Raw genomic sequence first — 19,533 nt, forward strand, 5'->3', positions numbered from 1 at the left:
TCGCAGCAGCACATCTTCTCCTCCCATGACGCATCACCCGCCCGGACGGTTCAACGCAACTGCACTGTCACTTCGGGTGGTTCGGGGTGGCCGGATGGGGCTAGTCCGGATGGGCGCGTGTGCCCCCACCTGATGGCACTGTGCCCCGCCACCGGGTCGGGTGGCGGGGCACAGTGCCAGTCAAGTGGGGGGAGCCGGCGTTCAGGCGGGAGAACCGAGCAGGGGGCCGGGGCCGGGTGCGATACGGGTGGTGATCACGGGGAGCAGATCAGCGACCCGGTGCGGACGGTGTGCCGCGATACCCGGTGGGGCGGGAGCCAGCGGAACCAGGAGATCGGCCGGGGCCGGTGAGCCGCCGGAGGCGTCGGCCCCGGTGTCCCCGTGCAGCCACAGCGCCATCATGTAGAGCTCGGGGATGGAGAGCAGCCTCGGCTGGTAGGGCGTCGCCGCCGCTTCCGCGTGGCGCAGGGCGAGTTCGGTCGAGGCGATGTACGGGCCTTCGAAGAAGTGCGAGAAGGCCCAGCCGTCCGGGGTGAGCATCGTGTCCGCCGCGGCGACGGCTCGCTCCGTGCTGCGGATCAGGAAGCGCCACGCGGCGAGCCGGGTGGTGGGCGCGAGCCCGCCCGGACCGATTCGGTCCAGCACATGGACGGGGAGCGGCTGTTCGGGGCTCAGCGGTCCCTGGGCGGACCGCAGGGCGGGGGTGCGGGCCTCGCGGACCGCGGTCGGTGAACCGAGCGCCGCGAGAACGCTGCGCAGAGCGGGCGCGGGAGCCGGGGGTACATGCAGCGGCATAGTGGTCGCCTCTCACTTCGGAGACACGGTGGAGCGTGGGCGGGTGCAGACGGCGCTGTCGGCGTGCGGGGCCAGAGGAGGCCGGTGACTGGGCCGGTGCGTCAACTCTCTGCCTCGTCCGCGGAGTTTATACGACACGTGTTCACGCGGTGTTTCCACTAGCCGCCACGGCTATTGCCGGCAAGGCGGTATCCGGACTCAATTATGCGGAGATTATGTTGATTCGTTGCGAGCGGCGCAGCCACCGCCTCAGGTTTTTCCCGTGCGGCGGTAGGCTGAAACGTGTCGGCGCTTTCCCCGGGCGTCGAACGGGGAATCTGCGCGCTGCGTCATGCCGAGTGAATGTGCCCCCGGCCTCGGTCATCAGATTAGCGGGTGCGCGGCGTCCGTGGTGCGTTATCGATCTCCCCGTCTGGGCATTATCGATCGTGACGCGAGCGGCCTGGGCCGCGGGCTGCCCACTCGAGGAGGGACACTTCGATGGGGGAGAAGGTTGTTGCGGGCGCCTTGGACCTGTCCGACCGGCAGAAGTACCGGAGGAAGCTCCACCAGTGCCTGGAGGGGCTGGGGAGGCTCCTGGCGGAGCGGAGGTTCGACCGGCCGCGCAACCTCATGGGCATGGAGATCGAGCTGAATCTGGCCGGCGCCGACGGTATGCCGAAGATGTTGAATGGGCAGGTTCTGGAGCGCATCGCGAGCCGCGATTTCCAGACGGAACTGGGGATGTTCAATCTCGAAGTGAACATAGTTCCCCACAATCTTTCAGGCCGTGTTCTCGATCGGCTGGCCGAGGAACTGAGGACCGGTCTCGGATATGCCGACCGGAAGGCCGCCGAGGTCGACGCCGGGATCATGATGATCGGAATACTTCCCACCCTCGGACGCGAGGACATGGTCCGGTCCAATCTCTCGGACGTGGACCGTTACGCGCTGCTGAACGATCAAATGGTGGCGGCGCGCGGTGAGGATTTCTCCCTTGATATCGAAGGTGTGGAGCGACTGGTCTGCACCTCCGGGTCGATCACGCCCGAGGCCGCCTGCACCTCGGTGCAGCTGCACCTGCAGGTGACTCCGGAACGCTTCGCGGACGTGTGGAACGCAGCCCAGGCCGTCGCGGCGGTCCAGGTGGCCATGGGAGCCAATTCCCCCTTTCTCTTCGGCCGCGAGCTGTGGCGGGAGTCGCGGCCGCCCCTCTTCCAGCAGGCCACGGACACCAGGCCGCCCGAACTCCAGAACCAGGGGGTGCGGCCGAGGACCTGGTTCGGTGAGCGCTGGGTCGATTCGGCGTACGAGCTCTTCGAGGAGAACCTCCGCTTCTTTCCCCCGCTGCTGCCCATCTGCGACGAGGAGGACCCGCTGCGGGTCCTCGACGAGGGCGGGGTGCCGCAGCTCCAGGAGCTCGTCCTGCACAACGGCACGGTCTACCGGTGGAACCGCCCGGTGTACGGGCTCGCGGACGGCGTCCCGCATCTGCGGGTGGAGAACCGGGTGCTGCCCGCGGGACCGACCGTCGCCGACGTGATCGCCAACACCGCGCTCTACTACGGACTCGTACGGGCTCTTGCGGAGGAGCCCCGTCCGGTGTGGACGAGGATGCCCTTCACCGCCGCGGCCGAGAACTTCGACACCGCCTGCCGCCGGGGCATCGAGGCCGAGCTGCTCTGGCCCCGTCCGGGCCGTTCCGGCGGACTGACCCGGGTCCCGGCCGTCAAGCTCGTGCGGGACGAACTGCTGCCTCTGGCCGCCGCGGGGCTCGACGCCTGGAACATCGCGCCCGCGGACCGGGACCGCTACCTGGGAATCATCGAGGAGCGCTGCAGGCGGCGGGTGAACGGGGCGTCCTGGCAGGCGGACACCTACCACCGGGCCCGGGAGGCCGGGCTGGGGCGGGCCGAGGCCCTTGCCGCCATGACCCGGCGCTACGCCGAACTGATGCAGGACGGCGAGCCCGTGCACACCTGGCCCGTGGACCTTCCCGCACGGTGAGACGGGCCGGCGCGACCGGTTGCTTTGGCCGCCGATCCGGACACTCGCTGCCCCCGGGCGGACCTCGTCCCCGCCGGCTGCGGGAGAGGTCCGCCCGGCTCGTCGACCTGGCCGTGCGCGCTACTCTCCGGCTGCGCCACCGCTCTGTCCCGCGGTCATGACGGCCTGCAGGATCACCGCCTGGATCTCCGCCGGGTCGCTGACCTGATATCCGCCGCCGCCGGTCACCTTCGCTATCTCGTTCACCTCTTCGCGGTCGGCGTCGGGGCCGACGGCGATGGCGAGCAGCGGTACCGGGCGCTCCGGGTCGGTGATCCTCTTGAGCTCGGCGATCAGCGCGGTGCGGGAGATGGACTGCTCATCCTGGTTCGAGCCGTCCGTGAGGATCACGACAGCGTTGAACTTGCCCTTCACGTAGGTGCGCTGTGCCTCCTTGAAGGCGGCCAGCGCGGTGTCGTACAGACCTGTCGCGCCGTCGGGCACGGGCTGCAGCGCGGCGAACGCCGCGGCGAGCTTCTCGCGGTGCGTGCCGCCGCCCTTGGCCGGGTCGCCGAGCCGGCCGGTGGTCACCAGCCGGCGGTAGTCCTTGTCGCCGTCGAGCCGGGTGGCGAACTCCCAGAGCCCGATCTCGTCGTTGGGGGTGAACTGGTTGAGCGCCTGGATCAGGGAGGCCTTGGTGACGTCCATCCGGGACTGGTTGCGGCCCGGCACGATCGTGGCCATCGACCCCGAGGCGTCGACGACGGTGGTGAGCCGCGCGCTCTGCACCGTGATGGTCCACATGCCGAGAGTCTCCTGCAGCGTCTCGTCCGAGGGCGCTGTCCCGGGCGATGTGGCGTACGGCTGGGGCGACTTGCCGCCGGCCGAGGCGACGAGGCTGTCGTCCGCCGTGCCGTCGACCGTGCGGAATCCGTGCTCCTTCAGCGTGCGCTGGGCGGCTTCCTCGGACAGCAGCGTCATGAACCGTAGCGCCGCCCGGCTCTGGTCGGTGGTCTGCTCCTCCTCGTTGACCAGGGTGAACGGGTAGTTGAGGAGCGGGGCGCCGTCCTTGGGGTAGAAGAGGTCGAGCTTGCCGCCGTCCGCGGACTCGGCGTTGTGGGCGAACGCGGCCTGCTCGGAGAGCAGCACCGCCTGGTTGCGTGCCGGGTTGCCCTGCTCCGCGCCGGAACTGTCCTGGGGCAGGGTCTCGACGACCTGGGTGTCGCCGTCCGACATCCGCTGGGCGAGCAGCTTGGCGGTGGCCGCGGCTCTGGTGTCGCTGTCTCCGCCGAGCTTGTCGGAGGAGATGCCGATGCTCGTCAGCGCGAGCAGACCCGTGGCGCTGCGAGCGGGGTCGGCCGAGCCGAGGCGCACCTTGTCGGATTCCATGGCCGCGGCTGTCAGTTCGGCCCAGGAGTACTTCTTCTCCGGCCAGCCGAGAGTCTTGGCGGCGGAGGGCACCATGGCGAGTGTGACGGGCGAGGACGCGACGGAATCGCCAGGGGTGATCGGGATGGCGTCCCCGTTCCCCTTCGCCCGGTTCAGCCAGAGATCGGAGTCGGGGAGCCACATCTGGTAGTCCGGTGCACGGGTGCCGCGCGCGAGCGCGTCCGCGACCTTGTACGAGTCGCGGGCCACCACGTCCACGTCCACACAGTGGCCGTCGGATCTCAGATCGTCCTCGCGTGCCTTGTCGGCGACGGCACGCACGGCGGGAGCGATGTCCGGTGAGGCCATGATGGACAGGTGTACGGCGGTTTCCTCGCAGGACTTCGAGAACGACAGCAAGCCGCCCTGTGCCGCGACCGCCGTTCCCGCGGCCACGGCGAGAACGAGCATGGTGGCTATGGCCACGGTGCGACGGCGGCGCGGTGGACGGTCCCCGCTTCCGTCCGTGGCGTAGTCGTCGGGCAAGCTGTGACGTCCCATGTCGGTGGTGCCCCTCCTTGAGGATGAACAAGGAAAAGGGGGACCACACCATCGGCAATGGTGCTCGTCCCCCGGCCTGTCGCGCATGATCTTCGTACCTTCATTCGAGACCCTAGCGGGGCGGAGAAGGGCATGGGACGTGAATGCACAACTGAGGGCAGGTGTACAGGTGGAGGTGGGGCGAGTGGCTGATTCTTTTCCTCAAGAGGCCGTCTCACGACGGATTCTGCGGTCCGAGACGGTGTTGGTGCTGGCTCTCTCGCTGGGCGCCAGCGGGGTGTCTGCCCTGATCAGTTTTGTCGGATCCCTGACGAAACCAGGGGGTTTGAAGGATCAGGCGGCCACTCTCAACAGTTCCTATGCGCCGGGACGCCCATGGCTGGATCTCGCCTGGCAGCTCTTCGGGATCACGACGGCGCTGGTGCCTGTCGCCCTGGTGGCGCACCTGCTGATCAGGGAGGGCGCGGGGCTGCGGGCCATCGGCTTCGACCGGACCGCGCCGAGGTCGGATCTCGGGCGCGGGGTCGTGGTGGCGGCGGGTATCGGCAGTGCGGGTCTGGCCTTCTATCTGGTCGCCCGGGCAGCCGGTTTCAACCTCACGGTCGTCCCCGAGTCACTGCCTGACGTGTGGTGGAAGTTCCCGGTGCTGATCCTGTCGGCGATCCAGAACTCCGTGGTGGAGGAAGTGATCGTCGTCGGATATCTGCTGCGCAGGCTGGGGCAGTTGGGGTGGACCCCGATGGCCGCACTGGTGGCCAGTTCGGTCCTGCGCGGCTCGTACCACCTGTACCAGGGGGTCGGCGGCTTCGTCGGCAACATGGTGATGGGCGTCGTCTTCGTGCTGCTGTACCGCCGCTGGCAGCGGGTGGGGCCGCTGGTCGCCGCGCACGCCCTGCTCGACATCGGCGCGTTCGTCGGTTACGCACTGCTCGCCGGGAAGGTGGGCTGGCTGCCGACGCCCTGAGCGGGGGAGGCGTGTGTGCCGGGAGGGGGTGTGCGGACGGGCCGCACACCCCCTCCCGGCGTCGTCACAGGGTGACGAGCAGTTCGCCGTCCACGACCGTCACCGCACGGCCGGTCAGCAGGGTGCGGTCGCCACGCAGGGACGTGCGGACCAGTCCGGACCGCGCGGACGCCTGCAGGCCGGTCAGCTCGTCGCGGCCGAGCCTGGCCGACCAGAACGGCGCGAGTGCGGTGTGGGCACTGCCCGTCACCGGATCCTCGTCGATGCCCACGGCGGGGAAGAAGCCGCGGGAGACGAAGTCGTAGCCGCATCCGGACGAGGCGGCGGCCGCTGTCGCGATGACGCCGCGCCGCGAGTGGGCGGTCAGTGCCGCGAAGTCCGGCGAGAGCCCCCGTACGGCCGCCTCGTCGGTCAGTTCCACGAGCAGGTCGCCGACGTGCGGGCCGGTGCCGTGCACGGACACGGGCTCCGCGCCCAGGGCGGCGGCCAGTCCCTGCGACGGGGTCTCCGGGGTCAGTGGCGCGGTGGGGAAGTCGAGCGAGATGGATCCGTCCGGGGCCGTGGTCGAGGTCAGTACCCCGCACCGCGCGGCGAACCGCACCGTTCCGCTCGCGACCGACGCGGTGTGCAGGACGTGGGCCGTGGCGAGCGTGGCATGTCCGCACATGTCGACCTCGGTGGCCGGGGTGAACCAGCGCAGCGCCCAGTCCGCGGCGCCGCCCGGTGGCAGCGGGTGGGCGAACGCGGTCTCGGAGAGGTTCAGCTCCGTGGCGATCTGCTGAAGCCGGCTGTCATCGGGGAACCCCTCCGGGCCCAGGAGGAGGACACCCGCGGGGTTGCCGGAGAAGGGGCGGTCGGTGAACGCGTCGACGATTCGAATCCTCATGGTCCGACGGTAGGGGTGCGGCAAAGCCGCAGGCCAAGGCCAATTCCGGGTCGGCGGCTCGGAAATCCGGCGAAGGGGTTTGCCAAGCGACTGATACCGATATATCGTTGAGGCATCGCGATAGTGCAGCGATACACCAACGATCATTACGAGAAGGAGTACGGTCATGCGTTCACATGGACATGAGCACGGACACGGTCACGGGCGTGGGCGAGGCCCCTACGGGCCCGGTCAGGCGGAGCGGGGCGACTTCGAGGGGCGACGGGCGGCCTTCGGCCAGTTCGGTCCGCCCTTCGGTGGCGGCCCCTTCGGCGGCGGTCCCTTCGGTGGCGGACGAGGCCGGGGTGGCGGTCGGGGACGGGCGCGCCGCGGTGACGTGCGTGCGTCGATCCTCGCGCTGCTGAAGGACCGGCCGATGCACGGTTACGAGATGATTCAGGAGATCGGCGAGCGCAGCGGCGGGGCCTGGCGGCCCAGCCCGGGCTCGGTCTATCCGACCCTTCAGCTGCTGGAGGACGAGGGCCTGATCGTCAGTGAGAGCGAGGGTGGCAAGAAGCTCTTCACTCTCACCGACACCGGCCGCGCCGAGGCGGAGTCGGGACCCGACGCGCCCTGGGAGGAAGCCGGCCGCGGCGTCGACTGGGAGAGCGTGAACGAGATCCGGCAGGCCGGCTTCGGCTTGATGGAGGCGTTCGGGCAGGTCTGGAAGACCGGGTCGGCCGATCAGCGCGAGAAGGCGCTGGCGGTTGTCAACGACGCCCGCAAGAAGCTCTACCTCATCCTCGCCGACGAGAACTGAGCCGACGGTGGAAGAAGTGGGCGAAGGTGTGCCGAAGGGCCCCGCGGCAGTGCTGCGGGGCCCTTCGGCGTGTCACGGGTGGGCTGCCGGGCCCTTCGGTGTGTCACCGGCGCGCGGTCGCCGTTCTGTGGGTGGTCAGGCGACGATCAGTCCGTCCAGTTTGCGCAGCGACTCGATGAGGGCCGCCGTGGCGGAGTCCTTCAGCTTGCCGGCCATCAGGGAGACCGCTGCGCCGGTGAACTCGCCGTCGATGCGGATCGTGGTGGCTTCCCCGTCCGGCGTCAGCACGTAGCTCATCTTCAGGTTGACGCCCATCGGCCCCTTTCCCGTGGTCGTGAGCAGGCGCCCGTTCTCCAGCTCCGACACCGTCCACGTCACCTCGGCGGGGAACCCCATGAGCTTCATGTTCTCCTCATAGGTGCCCGCGAGTTCGAGCGTGTCCGGGCCCCCTTTGGGGAAGCTTGTGTGGGTGGCGTTCCACTCCCCGTACGTGCTGAAGTCGGTCAGCTGGGCCCAGACCTTCCCGGCGGGTGCTTCGATGCGCGCCTCTGCACTGACTTCGGCCATGCGACCACCCCTTCTAGACGGGTTACGGTGTCGCGGAACGTAGCCGCAGCGGCGACAACATTCAATACTGATGAAGCGTCAGATCTCCTGGGCCGGTCCGGTCCGCCAGATCAGGGCCGCGTCGAACCGGTCGCAGGCGCGGGGGTGCGGTCCGTCGTCGTGGCAGTGGAACGCTGCCCAGAAGAGATCCGCGCGCAGGGCGTCGGGCGGTGCGTGGACCCGGTAGACGTAGTCGTACCCGTCGAGCGCCGGCAGCGAGACGAGCCAGCTCACCTCCGGCACCCCCTCCCGCCGCCGTAACCGTGCTCCGGCCTGTGAGACGTCCGCGGGGAGGCTTTCGGTTGCTCGGGGGGCGCGAAGCAAGGCGGCGCGCGCCGATAGCGGGAAATAGTTCCTGGCGTGGCGCGATCTCATCCGCAAGGAGGAGGCCTCGCTTCTCTGTGCCCAACTCGGGTGGGATGCGGCAATGGGACTCTCCGGGGACGCTCGGGCCTGTCTCGGATGATGGGGTGGAAGGGTGCAGAACCGGACGCCGCGGATCCCTCAGCAGCCCGCACCGAACCATCGTGCTGAGTTCGACGCCGGCCTCACTGCGGAGCTGGCCGCCGTGGTGACGGCCGCCCGCAGGCGCGCCCTGCGGGACGGGGACCGGCAGATCGACACGGCTCATCTGCTGCACTCCCTCATCGAGTCGGACCCCGAGGTCCGCACCGCCTTCGACGGCGGCCCGCAGTTGGCCAAGGTGCTCGGATACCTCGTCCAGCGAAGCATCGGATACGGGCTCCGTTGGCAGGGGACGGTCGAGGACTCGGGTGCGCTCCCGGTGGTGGAGGGTGCGGGTGCACTCCCGGTGGCGGACGCGGGTGCCGAGGGCTGGTCGCCCTCAGCGGCGTCCGCGATGGTGGGTGCGTACCGTCGTGCGAGGTCGCTCGGCCGCGAAAGAGCCGGCGGTGTCGACCTGCTCGTGGCGCTGACCGCGGACCGGAGGTGCCGGGCCGTCGAGGTGCTGGAACGGGCGGGCGTCGACGCGGCGCTGGTCGAGGACCGGATCGTGGAGGCGTCTTCCCAGGGGTGACTTCCGGATACGGTCCGGTCGCTGCGCGAGCGCGTCGGGAGCCGGGCGGAACAGGGCGGCGACGCGGTCGGCGGGGGCGTCCCGGAGAGGGGCGAGGCCGAGCAGTTGATGGCCGACGGCGACGCCCGCCATCGTGGTGACGATCAGTGCGGCGCGCAGATCCGCCTCCCGTCGCCCCCGTTGTTTTGTCGTCTCCGTCGCCCCTGTCGGCCCCTGTCGCCTCCGTCTGCCGCCAGCGCGCCGCCGATGCCGTGATCTGTCGGTCGAGTGCCTCGCGGGCGTGATCCGCTGCCGCCGGGTCGGTGGGCGTCGAGCGCAGCATCGCCGGAGTGCCGTTGGGCAGTCCGCCGAGTTTGACGCTCAGGGGGGGGCGGCAGGTGGTCGAGCAGCGCCCCGCCGTCCCCTGATGCCGGGGGGTGCGGGGGGCCGGGGGGCGGGGGCGACCACGCCACTCCCCGGACTGCTGATCGTCGACGTCGGCGACGGTCCGATCGCGCGCGTACGCGACTACGTGGACGCCCTGGCTGTCGCCGGTGCGGCCGCGGCCGCGGAGGCGGCCGGGGAGCCCTACGTGCAGAGAGCCGCCCGGTCCGGGGCGGACGGTGCGGGTCGGTCGGACGGTGCGGGTCGGCGTCCGGTCGTTTGTGTCAGGGGCGCCAATGACATCGGAGTGTTACCCACGTCAGGCGTCACAGGGGTGACGCTCCTGACGTCAGCTGTCATGATGTGCCGATGCACGCGTCTCAGGGGAGAAGCGCCGGCCTGGGACTCGCCCTCGCCTCGGCCTTCGCATTCGGTGGTTCCGGAGTGGCGGCCAAGCCGCTCATCGAGGCGGGGCTCGACCCGCTCCACGTGGTGTGGCTCCGGGTGGCGGGCGCCGCGCTCGTCATGCTGCCGGTGGCGTGGCGCCACCGGGACCTGGTCCGCAGCCGTCCCGTGCTGCTGCTGGGATTCGGGCTCCTTGCCGTCGCCGGCGTCCAGGCCTGCTACTTCGCGGCCATCTCCCGGATCCCGGTGGGCGTGGCGCTGCTCGTCGAGTACCTGGCGCCGGCGCTCGTCCTCGGCTGGGTGCGCTTCGTCCAGCGTCGGCCGGTGACCAGGGCGGCCGCTGTCGGCGTCGTCCTCGCGGTGGGTGGTCTGGCCTGTGTGGTCGAGGTGTGGGCCGGACTGGGCTTCGATGCTGTCGGGCTGCTGCTCGCCCTCGGTGCCGCCTGCTGTCAGGTCGGCTACTTCGTCCTCTCCGATCAGGGCAGCGCCGAATCGGCCGAGGGCGCCGAGCCCCCGCATCCGGTCGGTGTCATCGCCTACGGCCTGCTGATCGGGGCCGCCGTGCTCACTGTCGTGGCGCGGCCGTGGGGCATGGACTGGTCGGTGCTCGGCGGCGACACCGCCATGAACGGCGCGGAAGTGCCCGCCTGGCTGCTCCTCGTCTGGATCGTGCTGCTCGCCACCGTCATCGCGTACGTGACCGGCGTCATCTCGGTGCGGCTGCTCTCGCCCGCGGTGGCGGGCGTCGTCGCCTGTCTGGAAGCCGTCATCGCCACCGTGCTTGCGTGGGTGCTGCTCGGGGAGCATCTGGCCGCCCCGCAGCTCATCGGCGGTGCGCTCGTGCTGACCGGTGCCTTCATCGCTCAGTCGTCAACGCCCAAGGCGCCCTCCGGCCCCGTTGCCTCAGGGGCGAACGAGGGGCGGACGGCGGTCGAGGCGGAGTTGCCTGCGAGTCGCGCCGCCTCCTGAGGGCCGTCCCGTAATCCGGGTTGATCAGCGCGCGGCGTCGGATGCGGTGCATTGCAAGGCGGAGGGGTGTCCGCATGCTGGATGTATCCGGGCGTTCCGACAACGCGGCGAGGTGCCGTAGCTGTCGTCGTGCGACCGCCAGGGACTACGGGACAGCCCTTAGGATGGCGATCATGCATCTGACCGTACTTCCGCCGCCTGCCGCCTAGCGCGGGCAGCCACACCTGACGAAGACCGGGCTCGGGCAGTCCCCGAGCGGTTCGTCGCTGCCCGCGTGCGGAGCCGAGCGACCACCTTCCTGTCCTCCTCTGGAGAAGTCACGTGTCGAATCCTGCTTCCGGCCTGCCCGTCGGGCGGAGCCTTTGCTATCTGATCATCGCCGGAGTGGCCTGGGGCACGGCAGGTGCCGCAGCCTCACTGCTCTTCGAATCCAGCGATCTCGGCCCCCTCGGCCTGTCGTTCTGGCGCTGCGCGGGCGGCCTCGTGCTCCTGCTCGCCGCGCTCGCGCTGCGGCCCGGCCGCGCAGCCGCCGTCATCGAGTCCCGCCGCCGGCGCCTGCTGCGCATTCTCGGTACCGGCATCGGTCTCGCCGTGTTCCAGACCGCGTACTTCGCGGCCGTCCAGGCCACCGGCCTGGCGGTCGGCACCGTGGTGACGCTCGGTGCGGGCCCGGTCCTCATCGCCGTGGGAGCCCGGCTGACGATGGGGGAGCGGCTCGGGCTCGGCGGACTCGCCGCGGTCGCCGGAGCGCTGACCGGTCTCGCCGTACTGGTGCTCGGAGGCGACACGGGGACGGTGCGGCCCGCTGGGGTCGCGCTGGCCCTGCTCTCCGCGGCCGGCTACGCCGCGATCACCCTGCTCACCCGTTGGCTCGGCCGTGACGGCGGTGGCGCGGACCCGCTCGCCACCAGCGCCTGGGCGTTCGGAGTCGCGGGGGCCGTCCTGCTGCCGATGGCGGCCGGTGAGGGGCTTGTCGCGCACACGGAGCACCCGGCGCAGGTGGTGACGCTGCTCGTGTACGTCGCGGCGATCCCGACCGCTCTCGCCTACGCGCTCTACTTCGCGGGCGCCGCGGCGGTGCGGGCTGCCACCGTGTCGGTGATCATGCTGCTCGAACCGGTCAGCGCCGCGGTCATCGCTGTCGTCGTGCTGCACGAGCGGCTCACTCCGGCGACGGTCGCCGGGACGCTGCTGCTGCTCACGGCGGTGGTGGGGCTGGCCGCCGCGGAGACGCGCGGCGCCGCGCTCGCCCGCCGGGAGGCGGCCGTCTCCGTGTGACCGGCAGGGGCGGCGGGGCGGTGGCCGTCGCACGGCCCCGCCGTCCCGGGCCGGTTCAGAGCGTCTTCAGGTACTCCGGGACGGCGATCGAGGGGTCGAGGTCATCCGCGGGGACCGGTGTGGTGTAGCCGGGGGCGAGGGGGACGACGCCCGCCCAGTGGGGCAGTGCGAGGTCGCGTTCGTCGTCGTTCGGGCCACCGGTGCGGATCTTGGCGGAGACCTCCCGCAGGTCCAGCCGGATCACGGCGGTGGCCGCAAGCTCCTTGTCGTCGGCAGGCCGTGAGTCCTTGGAGCGTCCGGGCACGACCTGCTCCACGATCGCGTCGAGGGCGACGCGTCGCTCCTCGGGGTCGGTCACCGTCCGTGCCACGCCGTGAACGACCACGGATCGGTAGTTGAGCGAGTGGTGGAACGCGGAACGTGCCAGCACCAGCCCGTCGACATGCGTCACTGTCAGACACACGGCCAGTCCCTCGTCGCTTCCGCCCGCCGCACGCAGTGGGCGGGAGCCGGTCGAGCCGTGTACGTAGAGCCGCTCGCCGACCCGGCCGAAGAGCGTGGGAAGGACGACGGGCGCGCCGTCCCGTACGAAGCCGAGGTGGCAGACGTACGCCTCGTCGAGTATCGAGTGGACCTGTTCCCGGTCGTACGAAGCCCGTTCGCGGGAGCGGGTCGGAACCGTGCGCCCGGTCGGGTCGTAGGCGGTTGCGGTTGCGGCTTCGGGGTCCGGGGCCGTGGTCTGCTGGGGTTCGGTCTCCGGCATTGCCTACTCCATTGCACTAGTGCATACTGTTCTTTGTGCTAGGAGAGTATCGGATCAGTGGGCGGCGTGCGTCGGAAATTGCCGCGAGTGTGGAGCGGGCGGTCGGTTCGGGTGAGCTGGCACCCGGACAAGTCCTGCCTCCCATGCGGGAGTTGGCGAGTCAGCTGAGTGTGAATCCCAATACGGTGGCGGCCGCCTATCGCACCCTGCGGGAGCGGGGTGTGATCGAGACGGCGGGGCGCAGGGGCAGCAGGGTCCGGCCGCGGCCGGCGAGCACCGCGCGCGGGTCGGTGCGGGTGGAGGCGCCGCCAGGTGTGCGGGACCTGGGGGACGGGAACCCCGACCCGGCGCTGCTGCCCGCGCTGGGTGAAGCCTTCGCCGCGGTCACCGAGGCGTACGCAAAGGCGCCGGGGATGTACGCGCAGGTGTCCGTGGACCCCGAGTTCGCCGCGCTGGCCCGCGCCGGGTTCGACGCGGACGGTGTTCCGGCCGGGCCGGTGATCGCCACCTCGGGTTCGTTGGACGCGATCGAAAGGGTGCTGGTCGCACATCTCAGGCCCGGCGACGCGGTCGCGGTCGAGGACCCCGGCTGGGGAGGTCTGCTGGATCTCGTCCCGGCATTGGGCATGCGTCCGGTCCCCGTCGCCGTCGACGACGACGGGCCGCTGCCGGACGCCCTCGACGCCGCGCTCGGGGCGGGTGCGCGTGCGGTCGTCATCACCGACCGGGCGCAGAATCCGACCGGAGCCGCGGTCGGGGCCGGGCGTGCGGCCGAACTGAGGGCGGTGCTAGCCGGTTACCGGGGCGTACTGCTGATCGAGGACGACCACGGGCACGCCATCGTCGACCTGCCGCTGCACCCCCTGGCCGGCGCCACGGACCGCTGGGCGTTCGTGCGGTCCGTCGCCAAGGCGTACGGGCCGGATCTGCGGGTCGCCGTGCTGACCGGGGACGCCGTCACCGCCGACCGGGTCTCGGGCCGGCAGCGGCTTGGGCCCGGCTGGGTCAGCCGGCTGCTGCAACGGGCAGTGGTGCACCTGTGGACGACGGGCGCCGTCGACTCCCGAGAGGTGGCGCGGGCGTACGCGCGGCGCCGGGATGCACTTGTCCGGGCACTGGCGGACCGGGGTGTCGAGGCGCACGGACGGAGCGGGATGAACGTATGGGTTCCGGTGAGCGACGAGACGGGGGCCGTGGCGAGGCTGCTGCACGCGGGCTGGGCGGTGGCGCCCGGAGCCCGCTTCCGGATGACCGCTCCTCAGGGGATCCGGATCACGGTGTCGACGCTCACCGACGCCGACATCGGGCCGCTCGCCGACGCGGTGGCGGCAGCGGCGGGACCCGCGAACCCGTTGAGCTACGGATGAGCTACGGCATCTCCTTGAGCCGCCGTCCAGGTGTGGGCTCCGGCGGCGTGGGCACTTCGGCGGCGCGGGGCCTGCTCTGGGTCAGCGCGGCCCCGGCCAGGACGACGAGGGCGCCGACCGGGGTGTTCCAGCTCAACTGCTCGCCGAGCACGGCGACTCCGGCGGCGGTCGCGATCACGGGGATGAAATAGGTGACCATCTGCGCGGTCGTCGGGCCGACCTCGGTGACCAGTCCGTACTGGAGCAGTACGGCGAGACCCGTTCCGAGGGCCCCCAGGGCGACGACGGCCAGGGTGGGCCACAGGGGGAATCCGTCGGGTGCCGACGTGAACAGAGGTGTCACCAGGGCGATCTGCACCGTACCGAGGAAGAGCTGGCTGCCGGTGAGGGAGAGGACCGACGAACCATTGCCCGCAAGGGTCCGGCGGACGTAGATCCAGCCGATCGGATAGCTGAGGGAGGCCAGGAGTGCCATCGCGGTACCGCTGAAGTCCAGGCCTGAGAAGCCCTGCCAGGCGCCCAGCACGGTGAGCACGCCGAGGAAGCCGAGCCCCAGTCCGGCGACGCGGCGGCGGGTCGGGCGGTCCTCGGAGAGCGCGACGAGGGACAGCGCCATGCCCCACAGGGGTGAGGTCGCGTTGCAGATGCCGGCCAGGGTCGACGGGATGGTCAGTTCCGCGTAGGCGAACAGGGAGAACGGCAGGGCGTTGAGGAGGAAGGCTGCGACGGCCAGATGGCCCCAGGTGCGGGCGGTCCGCGGCAGTCGTTCCCGCTTGACCGCCATGGCCACGGCCAGGACCGCGGTCCCCGACAACAGCCGGCCGAGCGTGACCTGGAACGGTGCGTAAGCGTCGGTTCCGACCTTGATCAGCAGGAAGCTGAAGCCCCAGATGAGCGAGAGCGCCGCGAAGCGCAGCCGCCAGTCCAGCGCCGGGCGGCCGGAGCGGCCGGCGGGACCGGCGGGATCGGCCAGAGGGGACGTCGGGGCGGTGTGCCTGCTTCCCGGGGGCGCGGTGGTCATGGACGTCTGCTCGGTCCCCGGTGCGGGGGTGGTCTCGGCAGCCGGGCTTCTCGGTGCGGGTGGTGCGCTCATGAGGTCAACGATGACCAATGCGATCTCGTAGCACAAGTGAGACTTTGTGTCGTGGTCCGCGTAGCATTGCTTACATGTTGAACCTGGAGCGCCTGCGAACCCTGGATGCCCTGGCCCGGCTCGGTTCGGTCAGCGGCGCCGCGGAGGGGCTGCACGTCACCACGTCCGCCGTCTCTCAGCAGATGGCCAAGCTGGAGCGGGAAGTGGGCCAGCAGCTACTGGCCAGGAACGGCCGCGGGATCCGGCTCACCGACGCGGGCCAGCTGCTCGCCGACCATGCCGCCCGGATCCTCTCGCAGGTCGAACTCGCCCAGTCCGACATCGAAGCCCAACGGGGCGAGGTGGTCGGCGAGATCCGGCTGGGCGCGTTCCCCACCGCGGCTCGCGGACTCTTCCCGGCCACGCTCCTCGCCCTGCGCGCCGACCATCCCGAACTCAGGGTGCGTACACAGGAGCTGGAGCCCGAAGACGGAATCCGGGCGGTACTCAGAGGCGACCTCGATCTCGCCGTGGTGCTGGACTGGAGCAACAAGCGGCTGCCGGTGCCGGGCGGTCTGGCCCGGGCGCAACTTCTCGACGACGCACCGGACATCGCCATGCCGGCCGGTCATCCGCTCGCGGATCGGGACAAGGTCGATCTGGAGGACTTCGCCGACGACGACTGGGTGTCCTGGCCCGAGGGTGAATTCTGCTACGACTGGCTGATGTTCACCCTCCGTTCCAAGGGGATCGAACCCCGCATCGCCCACCTCGCCGGCGAGCACCACACCCAACTCGCCCTGATCGCTGCGGGGATGGGTGTCTGTGTGGCGCCACGGCTGGGCCGCGGGCCGGTGCCCGACGGGGTGCGGCTGGTGCCGGTGCGGCAGAAGATGCGGCGGCACGTCCATGCGGTGTGGCGGGCGGACGCGGACCGGCGTCCGTCGATCAGGGCGGCGGTCGCGGCGCTCCGGGAGTCGGGGCGGGAGCTGGATGATCCGTTGTGCGACACCCCGTGACTTCTCCTCGGCCCCGATGGGATTGGGCTCCGTGGCCGGAGACGTCGTCTCCCTCGGCGGAGTGCTTTGCCTGCCCGTGGCGCGACTTGGGGCCGTGCAGGCGGTGAAAACCCGCTGGCCCCGGTCGTCTCCTTGCGGAGACACTATGAGTATGGAGTTCCTCTGCTATCACCGTGACCGGCCCGGATCCTTGCCGCTGCGCGACGAGCTACTGGAAGAGCACTGGTCCTACATGGACCGGTACGCGAAGGAGATGATCGCCCGGGGCCCGACCCTCGTCGGCGGGGTACCCACCGGCAGCTTGCACATCGTCGACCTCCCGGACACCGCCGCCGCGCGTGCGTTCGCCTTCGACGAGCCCGGCTACCAGGCCGGCGTGTACCGGGACGTGCTGCTGCGACGGTGGCGCAACGTCCTGGGGCGCACCATGTGGGACTTCCCCGGTGGCGAGACGAGCGGCAAGCGGTACCTGGTGCTCGGCCTCGGTTCGGGGCAGGCCGCCGACCTCCCGTTGCCACCCGACCGGGACGAGCTGATCGCCTACGGACCGCTGTTGTCCGACGACGGCGCCACCTGGCTGGGCACGGCGGCGTTGGTCAGAGCGCCGGACCCGGAGACGGCACGCTCCGTCCTGACCTCGGACCGGTACGACGGCATCGAGGTGCACAACTGGCAGTTCGGCGGGCGGTCGTGATGACCCGAGGCCATCGGACCGGCGTGGCCGCCGAAGCTCGTCGAACGGCTCGGCATCCTGGTGCCTCACCCGGGATCCTGGATGCGCCGGCCTGACGCACACCGGTGGGGTGGGTGGCGGCCTCGACAGGGGGGCCACCTACCCGCGGTTCGGGCGGCTGGCCGCCGAGCGTGAGCTGCATGCCCTGTGCGGATGGCATCGAGGCCGCGGGGCCGGGGCTTCGCCCGGTGCTCTCCGCCAAGACGATCGGCCGGGCTCGTTTGCCCAGCAGCACGATCGGATCGTGAAGTACCCCACCGTCCCAAGCCTGGCCGCCGCCGCGGCCGAGCGGGTTCTGTGCCGGTTCACCCGGGGACGGTGAAGCACCCGACGTACCGGGCGATCGAGGAACTGGGCCGGGGGGAAGGCGCGCCGGGCGGCCGCCGGTAGGCGGCGGCCGCGGCAGCCGATGCCGTGCTGCCGCGGCCGTCGAGGCGAGGCGAGGCGAGGGCGTGGATCAGTGCGGGGTTGTGGCGCCCGCGCCCGACTGCCGTTCGATCTCGGCGGCCGGGAACGGCGTCTGCTTGCTCTCGGTGAGCAGGCGGCGGAAGAAGGAGTCCACGACGACGGTAGGGCGTGCATGCCGGTCGATGATGGCCGTGATCTCGGGCGGGATGCCGCCGGGTCGGCGGCCCGCGATCCAGTCGTGCAGGAAGACTTCGCGATCGGTGTCACCGCGCACGCCGTCGAGCAGGTGGTGTCGGAGCAGGTGGCTCGCGGTGTAGCACTGGTCGTACGCGAGGTGGTCCGAGAGGAAGCCGGACTCCTCCGCCGAAAGTTCGAAGCGGGAGCTCAGGGCAAGTCCGAAGTCGGCGAAGTAGAGCCGGCGGCCATCGGTCAGGATGTTGGCGAAGTGAGCGTCGAAGTGGACGAGTCCGCGAGAACGCATGAAGGCGGTTCCGCTCGTCAGGGCTTCCTCCACCCAGCGGAAGGGCGAGCCGCCCCCGCCTTCCGGAGCGGCGGTCCTGCGGTGGTCGGCCAGCCATCCGGCGAGTGTGTGCGGCACGTGCTCCAGGAAGACCACCAGGCTGCACGAGGACTGGCCGATGGCCTCCAGGCGGTCACGAACGGCGGGTGATCCCTCCCAGTGCGCGACGGCTGCATCCAGGCCCCCGAACTCGTCGGTGAATCCTTCGGGAGGGGAGTCGGGCAGCACCCGCCAGTGGTACATCAGCGGGAATCCCGCGTACTCGTCGCCCAGAACCCAGTTCGTTGTCATGGTGTGCACGGCGAGCTCCCGCCAGGCACCGAACCCGGCCGAGCCGATCCCGTACTGGTAGAACATCGGCAGATGGAAGACGTTCGCCGTCGACCGCGCGTTCTCCGAACCCAATTCGGTGTCCGTCAACGGGATCCGCTTGACGAAGACGCGCGTCCCGTTGATCTCCAGCTCTGCCGACCTGCCGCCGATGCCCGACCCGAGCGGGGCAGCGGCTGCCACGACCTCCCCGAGCCGGTGGTCGCTCAGCAAGGAGAGCTGAGTGCTCACGGCCCCGTAACCGGCCAGGCGCGCGGCGCGAACGGAGTCCTGGTCCAGCATCGACGGCTCCTCGGTGCCCGAACCAGGGCTTCGGCAGTCCCACGTACGGGCACCGACCTTACGCCGAGGAGGCCGGCCACTCTCGTGAACGAGCCTTTCCCGGAGCAGGATCGGAACTGACCGGCGGAGGAGGTCCGGATCGTGGACTCACCGCCACAACTCGTTCTCGCATCGGGTACGCGAGGTGCTCCAGCCCCATCCAGGATCTCCCATCGGAGCCCGGGAGGGCCCGGGCGCACCCGGAAGAGACCGGCCTGGTCGCACCCCCAGGGCGAGAGGCGCCGGTGGACGGCCAAGTCGGCTTCGGGCCCCCTCGGGGACGCGCGGGAGCCGGGCCGTCCTTCGGCCCCCGTGGGCTGAGGTGGACCGGTCAGCCAGGGGTCGGGTGCCGGCCGGCCGATCCGCCTGAGGTCAGGTGCCGCCGGGCCGATCCGTCTGGGGGTCAGGTGCCGGCCGGACCGGTCAGTTTGCCGAAGTCCCAGGACGTGACGGCGTCGGGGGTGAGTCGCATCCAGGCATGCCGGCCGTCGTGCGGCATCACCTCCATGTCGAAGTACTTCGCGGCGAACAGGCGCTCGGGAACGATGAGTTCGGGGACGGGCTCACCGGTGCGCGGAGCCTCGCCGACAAAGACTGCCTCGCCCGAGAGCTCGATGCCGCGCAACTCCCCGTACTCCACCCCGTCGTCGACGACCACGGAGATCCTCGGGTCGTGGTCCAGCTGCGACCAGCGCAGACTCCTGGTGATGGAGTAGAGCCACAGTGACGTTCCGTCCCAGCAGAACCAGAGCGCGCCGACGTGCGGGCGGCCGTCCGCGCCGACAGTGGCGACCCGGCAGGTGCGCTGTCCGGCGAGGTAGGTGTCGCGTTCCTCGTCCGTCATCATGATCCGGCGGCCCCGCCGCTGACTGACGGCCATGGGAAGCCCCTTCCTGTTCGCTGACGATGTGTCAGGAATCGATGTGTCAGGAATCATGGGGCCTCTTCCCTCATCGCGCAATGGACGTTAGCCTCGCGCGCCCGATCCGCCACCGAGAGGGGCAG

General features: G+C 70.7%; 18 protein-coding genes. 9 read left to right on the forward strand and 9 right to left on the reverse strand.

Annotated features, from left to right (window positions below; all coding sequences use genetic code 11):
• Positions 1-201: 201 nt before the first annotated feature.
• Complete coding sequence (locus ABT025_RS28210) at positions 202-795, reverse strand: hypothetical protein (protein ID WP_351000268.1); 594 nt, start codon at positions 793-795, stop codon at positions 202-204.
• Positions 796-1,275: 480 nt separating this feature from the next.
• Between ABT025_RS28210 and ABT025_RS28215 the strand changes: the two genes are divergently transcribed.
• Positions 1,276-2,781 carry a glutamate-cysteine ligase family protein gene (locus ABT025_RS28215; RefSeq protein WP_351000270.1) on the forward strand — a complete coding sequence of 502 codons (1,506 nt, stop codon included), beginning with the start codon at positions 1,276-1,278 and terminating at the stop codon, positions 2,779-2,781.
• Between the two features lie 120 nt (positions 2,782-2,901).
• Here the strand turns inward: ABT025_RS28215 and ABT025_RS28220 are convergent, their stop codons facing one another.
• Entirely contained in the window at positions 2,902-4,689 is a 1,788-nt protein-coding gene (locus ABT025_RS28220; RefSeq protein WP_351000273.1) for a substrate-binding and VWA domain-containing protein, read from the reverse strand.
• Positions 4,690-4,873: 184 nt separating this feature from the next.
• On the opposite strand from ABT025_RS28220, the gene ABT025_RS28225 reads away from it, so the two are divergent.
• Positions 4,874-5,653, forward strand: a complete 780-nt coding sequence (locus ABT025_RS28225; RefSeq protein WP_351000276.1) for a CPBP family intramembrane glutamic endopeptidase — start codon at positions 4,874-4,876, stop codon at positions 5,651-5,653.
• A 64-nt stretch (positions 5,654-5,717) separates the two neighbouring features.
• Here the strand turns inward: ABT025_RS28225 and ABT025_RS28230 are convergent, their stop codons facing one another.
• Complete coding sequence (locus tag ABT025_RS28230) at positions 5,718-6,539, reverse strand: PhzF family phenazine biosynthesis protein (RefSeq protein WP_351000279.1); 822 nt, start codon at positions 6,537-6,539, stop codon at positions 5,718-5,720.
• A gap of 166 nt (positions 6,540-6,705) precedes the next feature.
• Between ABT025_RS28230 and ABT025_RS28235 the strand changes: the two genes are divergently transcribed.
• Positions 6,706-7,338, forward strand: a complete 633-nt coding sequence (locus ABT025_RS28235) for a PadR family transcriptional regulator (protein ID WP_351000282.1) — start codon at positions 6,706-6,708, stop codon at positions 7,336-7,338.
• A gap of 135 nt (positions 7,339-7,473) precedes the next feature.
• Here ABT025_RS28235 and ABT025_RS28240 read toward each other — a convergent pair whose 3' ends face one another.
• Together ABT025_RS28240 and ABT025_RS28245 are read right to left on the reverse strand one after the other, a co-directional pair.
• On the reverse strand, positions 7,474-7,905 hold the full coding sequence (locus ABT025_RS28240) for a type II toxin-antitoxin system Rv0910 family toxin (protein WP_351000285.1): 432 nt from the start codon (positions 7,903-7,905) through the stop codon (positions 7,474-7,476).
• A gap of 78 nt (positions 7,906-7,983) precedes the next feature.
• Positions 7,984-8,178 carry a hypothetical protein gene (locus tag ABT025_RS28245; RefSeq protein ID WP_351000288.1) on the reverse strand — a complete coding sequence of 65 codons (195 nt, stop codon included), beginning with the start codon at positions 8,176-8,178 and terminating at the stop codon, positions 7,984-7,986.
• A gap of 244 nt (positions 8,179-8,422) precedes the next feature.
• Here ABT025_RS28245 and ABT025_RS28250 point away from each other — a divergent pair, with 244 nt between their 5' ends.
• The 3 genes from ABT025_RS28250 (at position 8,423) to ABT025_RS28260 (ending at position 11,995) form a co-directional block, all read left to right on the forward strand.
• Positions 8,423-8,980: a Clp protease N-terminal domain-containing protein gene (locus ABT025_RS28250; RefSeq protein WP_351000291.1), complete on the forward strand. Its 558-nt coding sequence runs from the start codon at positions 8,423-8,425 to the stop codon at positions 8,978-8,980.
• Positions 8,981-9,712: 732 nt separating this feature from the next.
• Positions 9,713-10,717, forward strand: coding sequence for an EamA family transporter (locus tag ABT025_RS28255; protein ID WP_351000294.1), 1,005 nt, complete (start codon positions 9,713-9,715; stop codon positions 10,715-10,717).
• A 321-nt stretch (positions 10,718-11,038) separates the two neighbouring features.
• The gene (locus tag ABT025_RS28260; RefSeq protein WP_351000296.1) at positions 11,039-11,995 is read left to right on the forward strand and encodes a DMT family transporter; all 957 of its coding nucleotides are present in this window, start codon (positions 11,039-11,041) and stop codon (positions 11,993-11,995) included.
• A 55-nt stretch (positions 11,996-12,050) separates the two neighbouring features.
• Here the strand turns inward: ABT025_RS28260 and ABT025_RS28265 are convergent, their stop codons facing one another.
• Complete coding sequence (locus ABT025_RS28265; RefSeq protein WP_351000299.1) at positions 12,051-12,758, reverse strand: pyridoxamine 5'-phosphate oxidase family protein; 708 nt, start codon at positions 12,756-12,758, stop codon at positions 12,051-12,053.
• Between the two features lie 35 nt (positions 12,759-12,793).
• Between ABT025_RS28265 and ABT025_RS28270 the strand changes: the two genes are divergently transcribed.
• Positions 12,794-14,125, forward strand: a complete 1,332-nt coding sequence (locus ABT025_RS28270) for an aminotransferase class I/II-fold pyridoxal phosphate-dependent enzyme (RefSeq protein ID WP_351000301.1) — start codon at positions 12,794-12,796, stop codon at positions 14,123-14,125.
• Position 14,126: 1 nt separating this feature from the next.
• Here the strand turns inward: ABT025_RS28270 and ABT025_RS28275 are convergent, their stop codons facing one another.
• Entirely contained in the window at positions 14,127-15,254 is a 1,128-nt protein-coding gene (locus tag ABT025_RS28275) for a DMT family transporter (RefSeq protein WP_502972045.1), read from the reverse strand.
• Positions 15,255-15,292: 38 nt separating this feature from the next.
• Between ABT025_RS28275 and ABT025_RS28280 the strand changes: the two genes are divergently transcribed.
• The gene (locus ABT025_RS28280; RefSeq protein WP_351000307.1) at positions 15,293-16,216 is read left to right on the forward strand and encodes a LysR family transcriptional regulator; all 924 of its coding nucleotides are present in this window, start codon (positions 15,293-15,295) and stop codon (positions 16,214-16,216) included.
• A gap of 151 nt (positions 16,217-16,367) precedes the next feature.
• A complete protein-coding gene (locus ABT025_RS28285) occupies positions 16,368-16,910 on the forward strand; it encodes a YciI family protein (RefSeq protein WP_351000361.1) in 543 nt (180 codons plus the stop codon).
• 496 nt (positions 16,911-17,406) lie between these two features.
• On the opposite strand, the gene ABT025_RS28290 is transcribed toward ABT025_RS28285, so the two are convergent.
• Positions 17,407-18,489 (reverse strand): protein kinase family protein, encoded by a 1,083-nt coding sequence (locus tag ABT025_RS28290; protein ID WP_351000309.1) that lies wholly within the window; start codon positions 18,487-18,489, stop codon positions 17,407-17,409.
• Between the two features lie 442 nt (positions 18,490-18,931).
• The gene (locus ABT025_RS28295) at positions 18,932-19,408 is read right to left on the reverse strand and encodes a pyridoxamine 5'-phosphate oxidase family protein (protein ID WP_351000312.1); all 477 of its coding nucleotides are present in this window, start codon (positions 19,406-19,408) and stop codon (positions 18,932-18,934) included.
• Between the last annotated feature and the right edge of the window lie 125 nt (positions 19,409-19,533).

Source organism: Streptomyces sp. NPDC002809, from assembly GCF_040295435.1.
GTDB lineage: Bacteria > Actinomycetota > Actinomycetes > Streptomycetales > Streptomycetaceae > Streptomyces.

Excerpts from the sequence above, each read along its gene's own strand:
- ABT025_RS28210 (WP_351000268.1), bottom strand. The coding sequence starts at position 795 with ATGCCGCTGCATGTACCCCCGGCTCCCGCGCCCGCTCTGCGCAGCGTT.
- ABT025_RS28215 (WP_351000270.1), top strand. The coding sequence starts at position 1,276 with ATGGGGGAGAAGGTTGTTGCGGGCGCCTTGGACCTGTCCGACCGGCAG.
- ABT025_RS28220 (WP_351000273.1), bottom strand. The coding sequence starts at position 4,689 with ATGGGACGTCACAGCTTGCCCGACGACTACGCCACGGACGGAAGCGGG.
- ABT025_RS28230 (WP_351000279.1), bottom strand. The coding sequence starts at position 6,539 with ATGAGGATTCGAATCGTCGACGCGTTCACCGACCGCCCCTTCTCCGGC.
- ABT025_RS28235 (WP_351000282.1), top strand. The coding sequence starts at position 6,706 with ATGCGTTCACATGGACATGAGCACGGACACGGTCACGGGCGTGGGCGA.
- ABT025_RS28240 (WP_351000285.1), bottom strand. The coding sequence starts at position 7,905 with ATGGCCGAAGTCAGTGCAGAGGCGCGCATCGAAGCACCCGCCGGGAAG.
- ABT025_RS28255 (WP_351000294.1), top strand. The coding sequence starts at position 9,713 with ATGCACGCGTCTCAGGGGAGAAGCGCCGGCCTGGGACTCGCCCTCGCC.
- ABT025_RS28265 (WP_351000299.1), bottom strand. The coding sequence starts at position 12,758 with ATGCCGGAGACCGAACCCCAGCAGACCACGGCCCCGGACCCCGAAGCC.
- ABT025_RS28280 (WP_351000307.1), top strand. The coding sequence starts at position 15,293 with ATGTTGAACCTGGAGCGCCTGCGAACCCTGGATGCCCTGGCCCGGCTC.
- ABT025_RS28285 (WP_351000361.1), top strand. The coding sequence starts at position 16,368 with ATGGAGTTCCTCTGCTATCACCGTGACCGGCCCGGATCCTTGCCGCTG.
- ABT025_RS28290 (WP_351000309.1), bottom strand. The coding sequence starts at position 18,489 with ATGCTGGACCAGGACTCCGTTCGCGCCGCGCGCCTGGCCGGTTACGGG.
- ABT025_RS28295 (WP_351000312.1), bottom strand. The coding sequence starts at position 19,408 with ATGGCCGTCAGTCAGCGGCGGGGCCGCCGGATCATGATGACGGACGAG.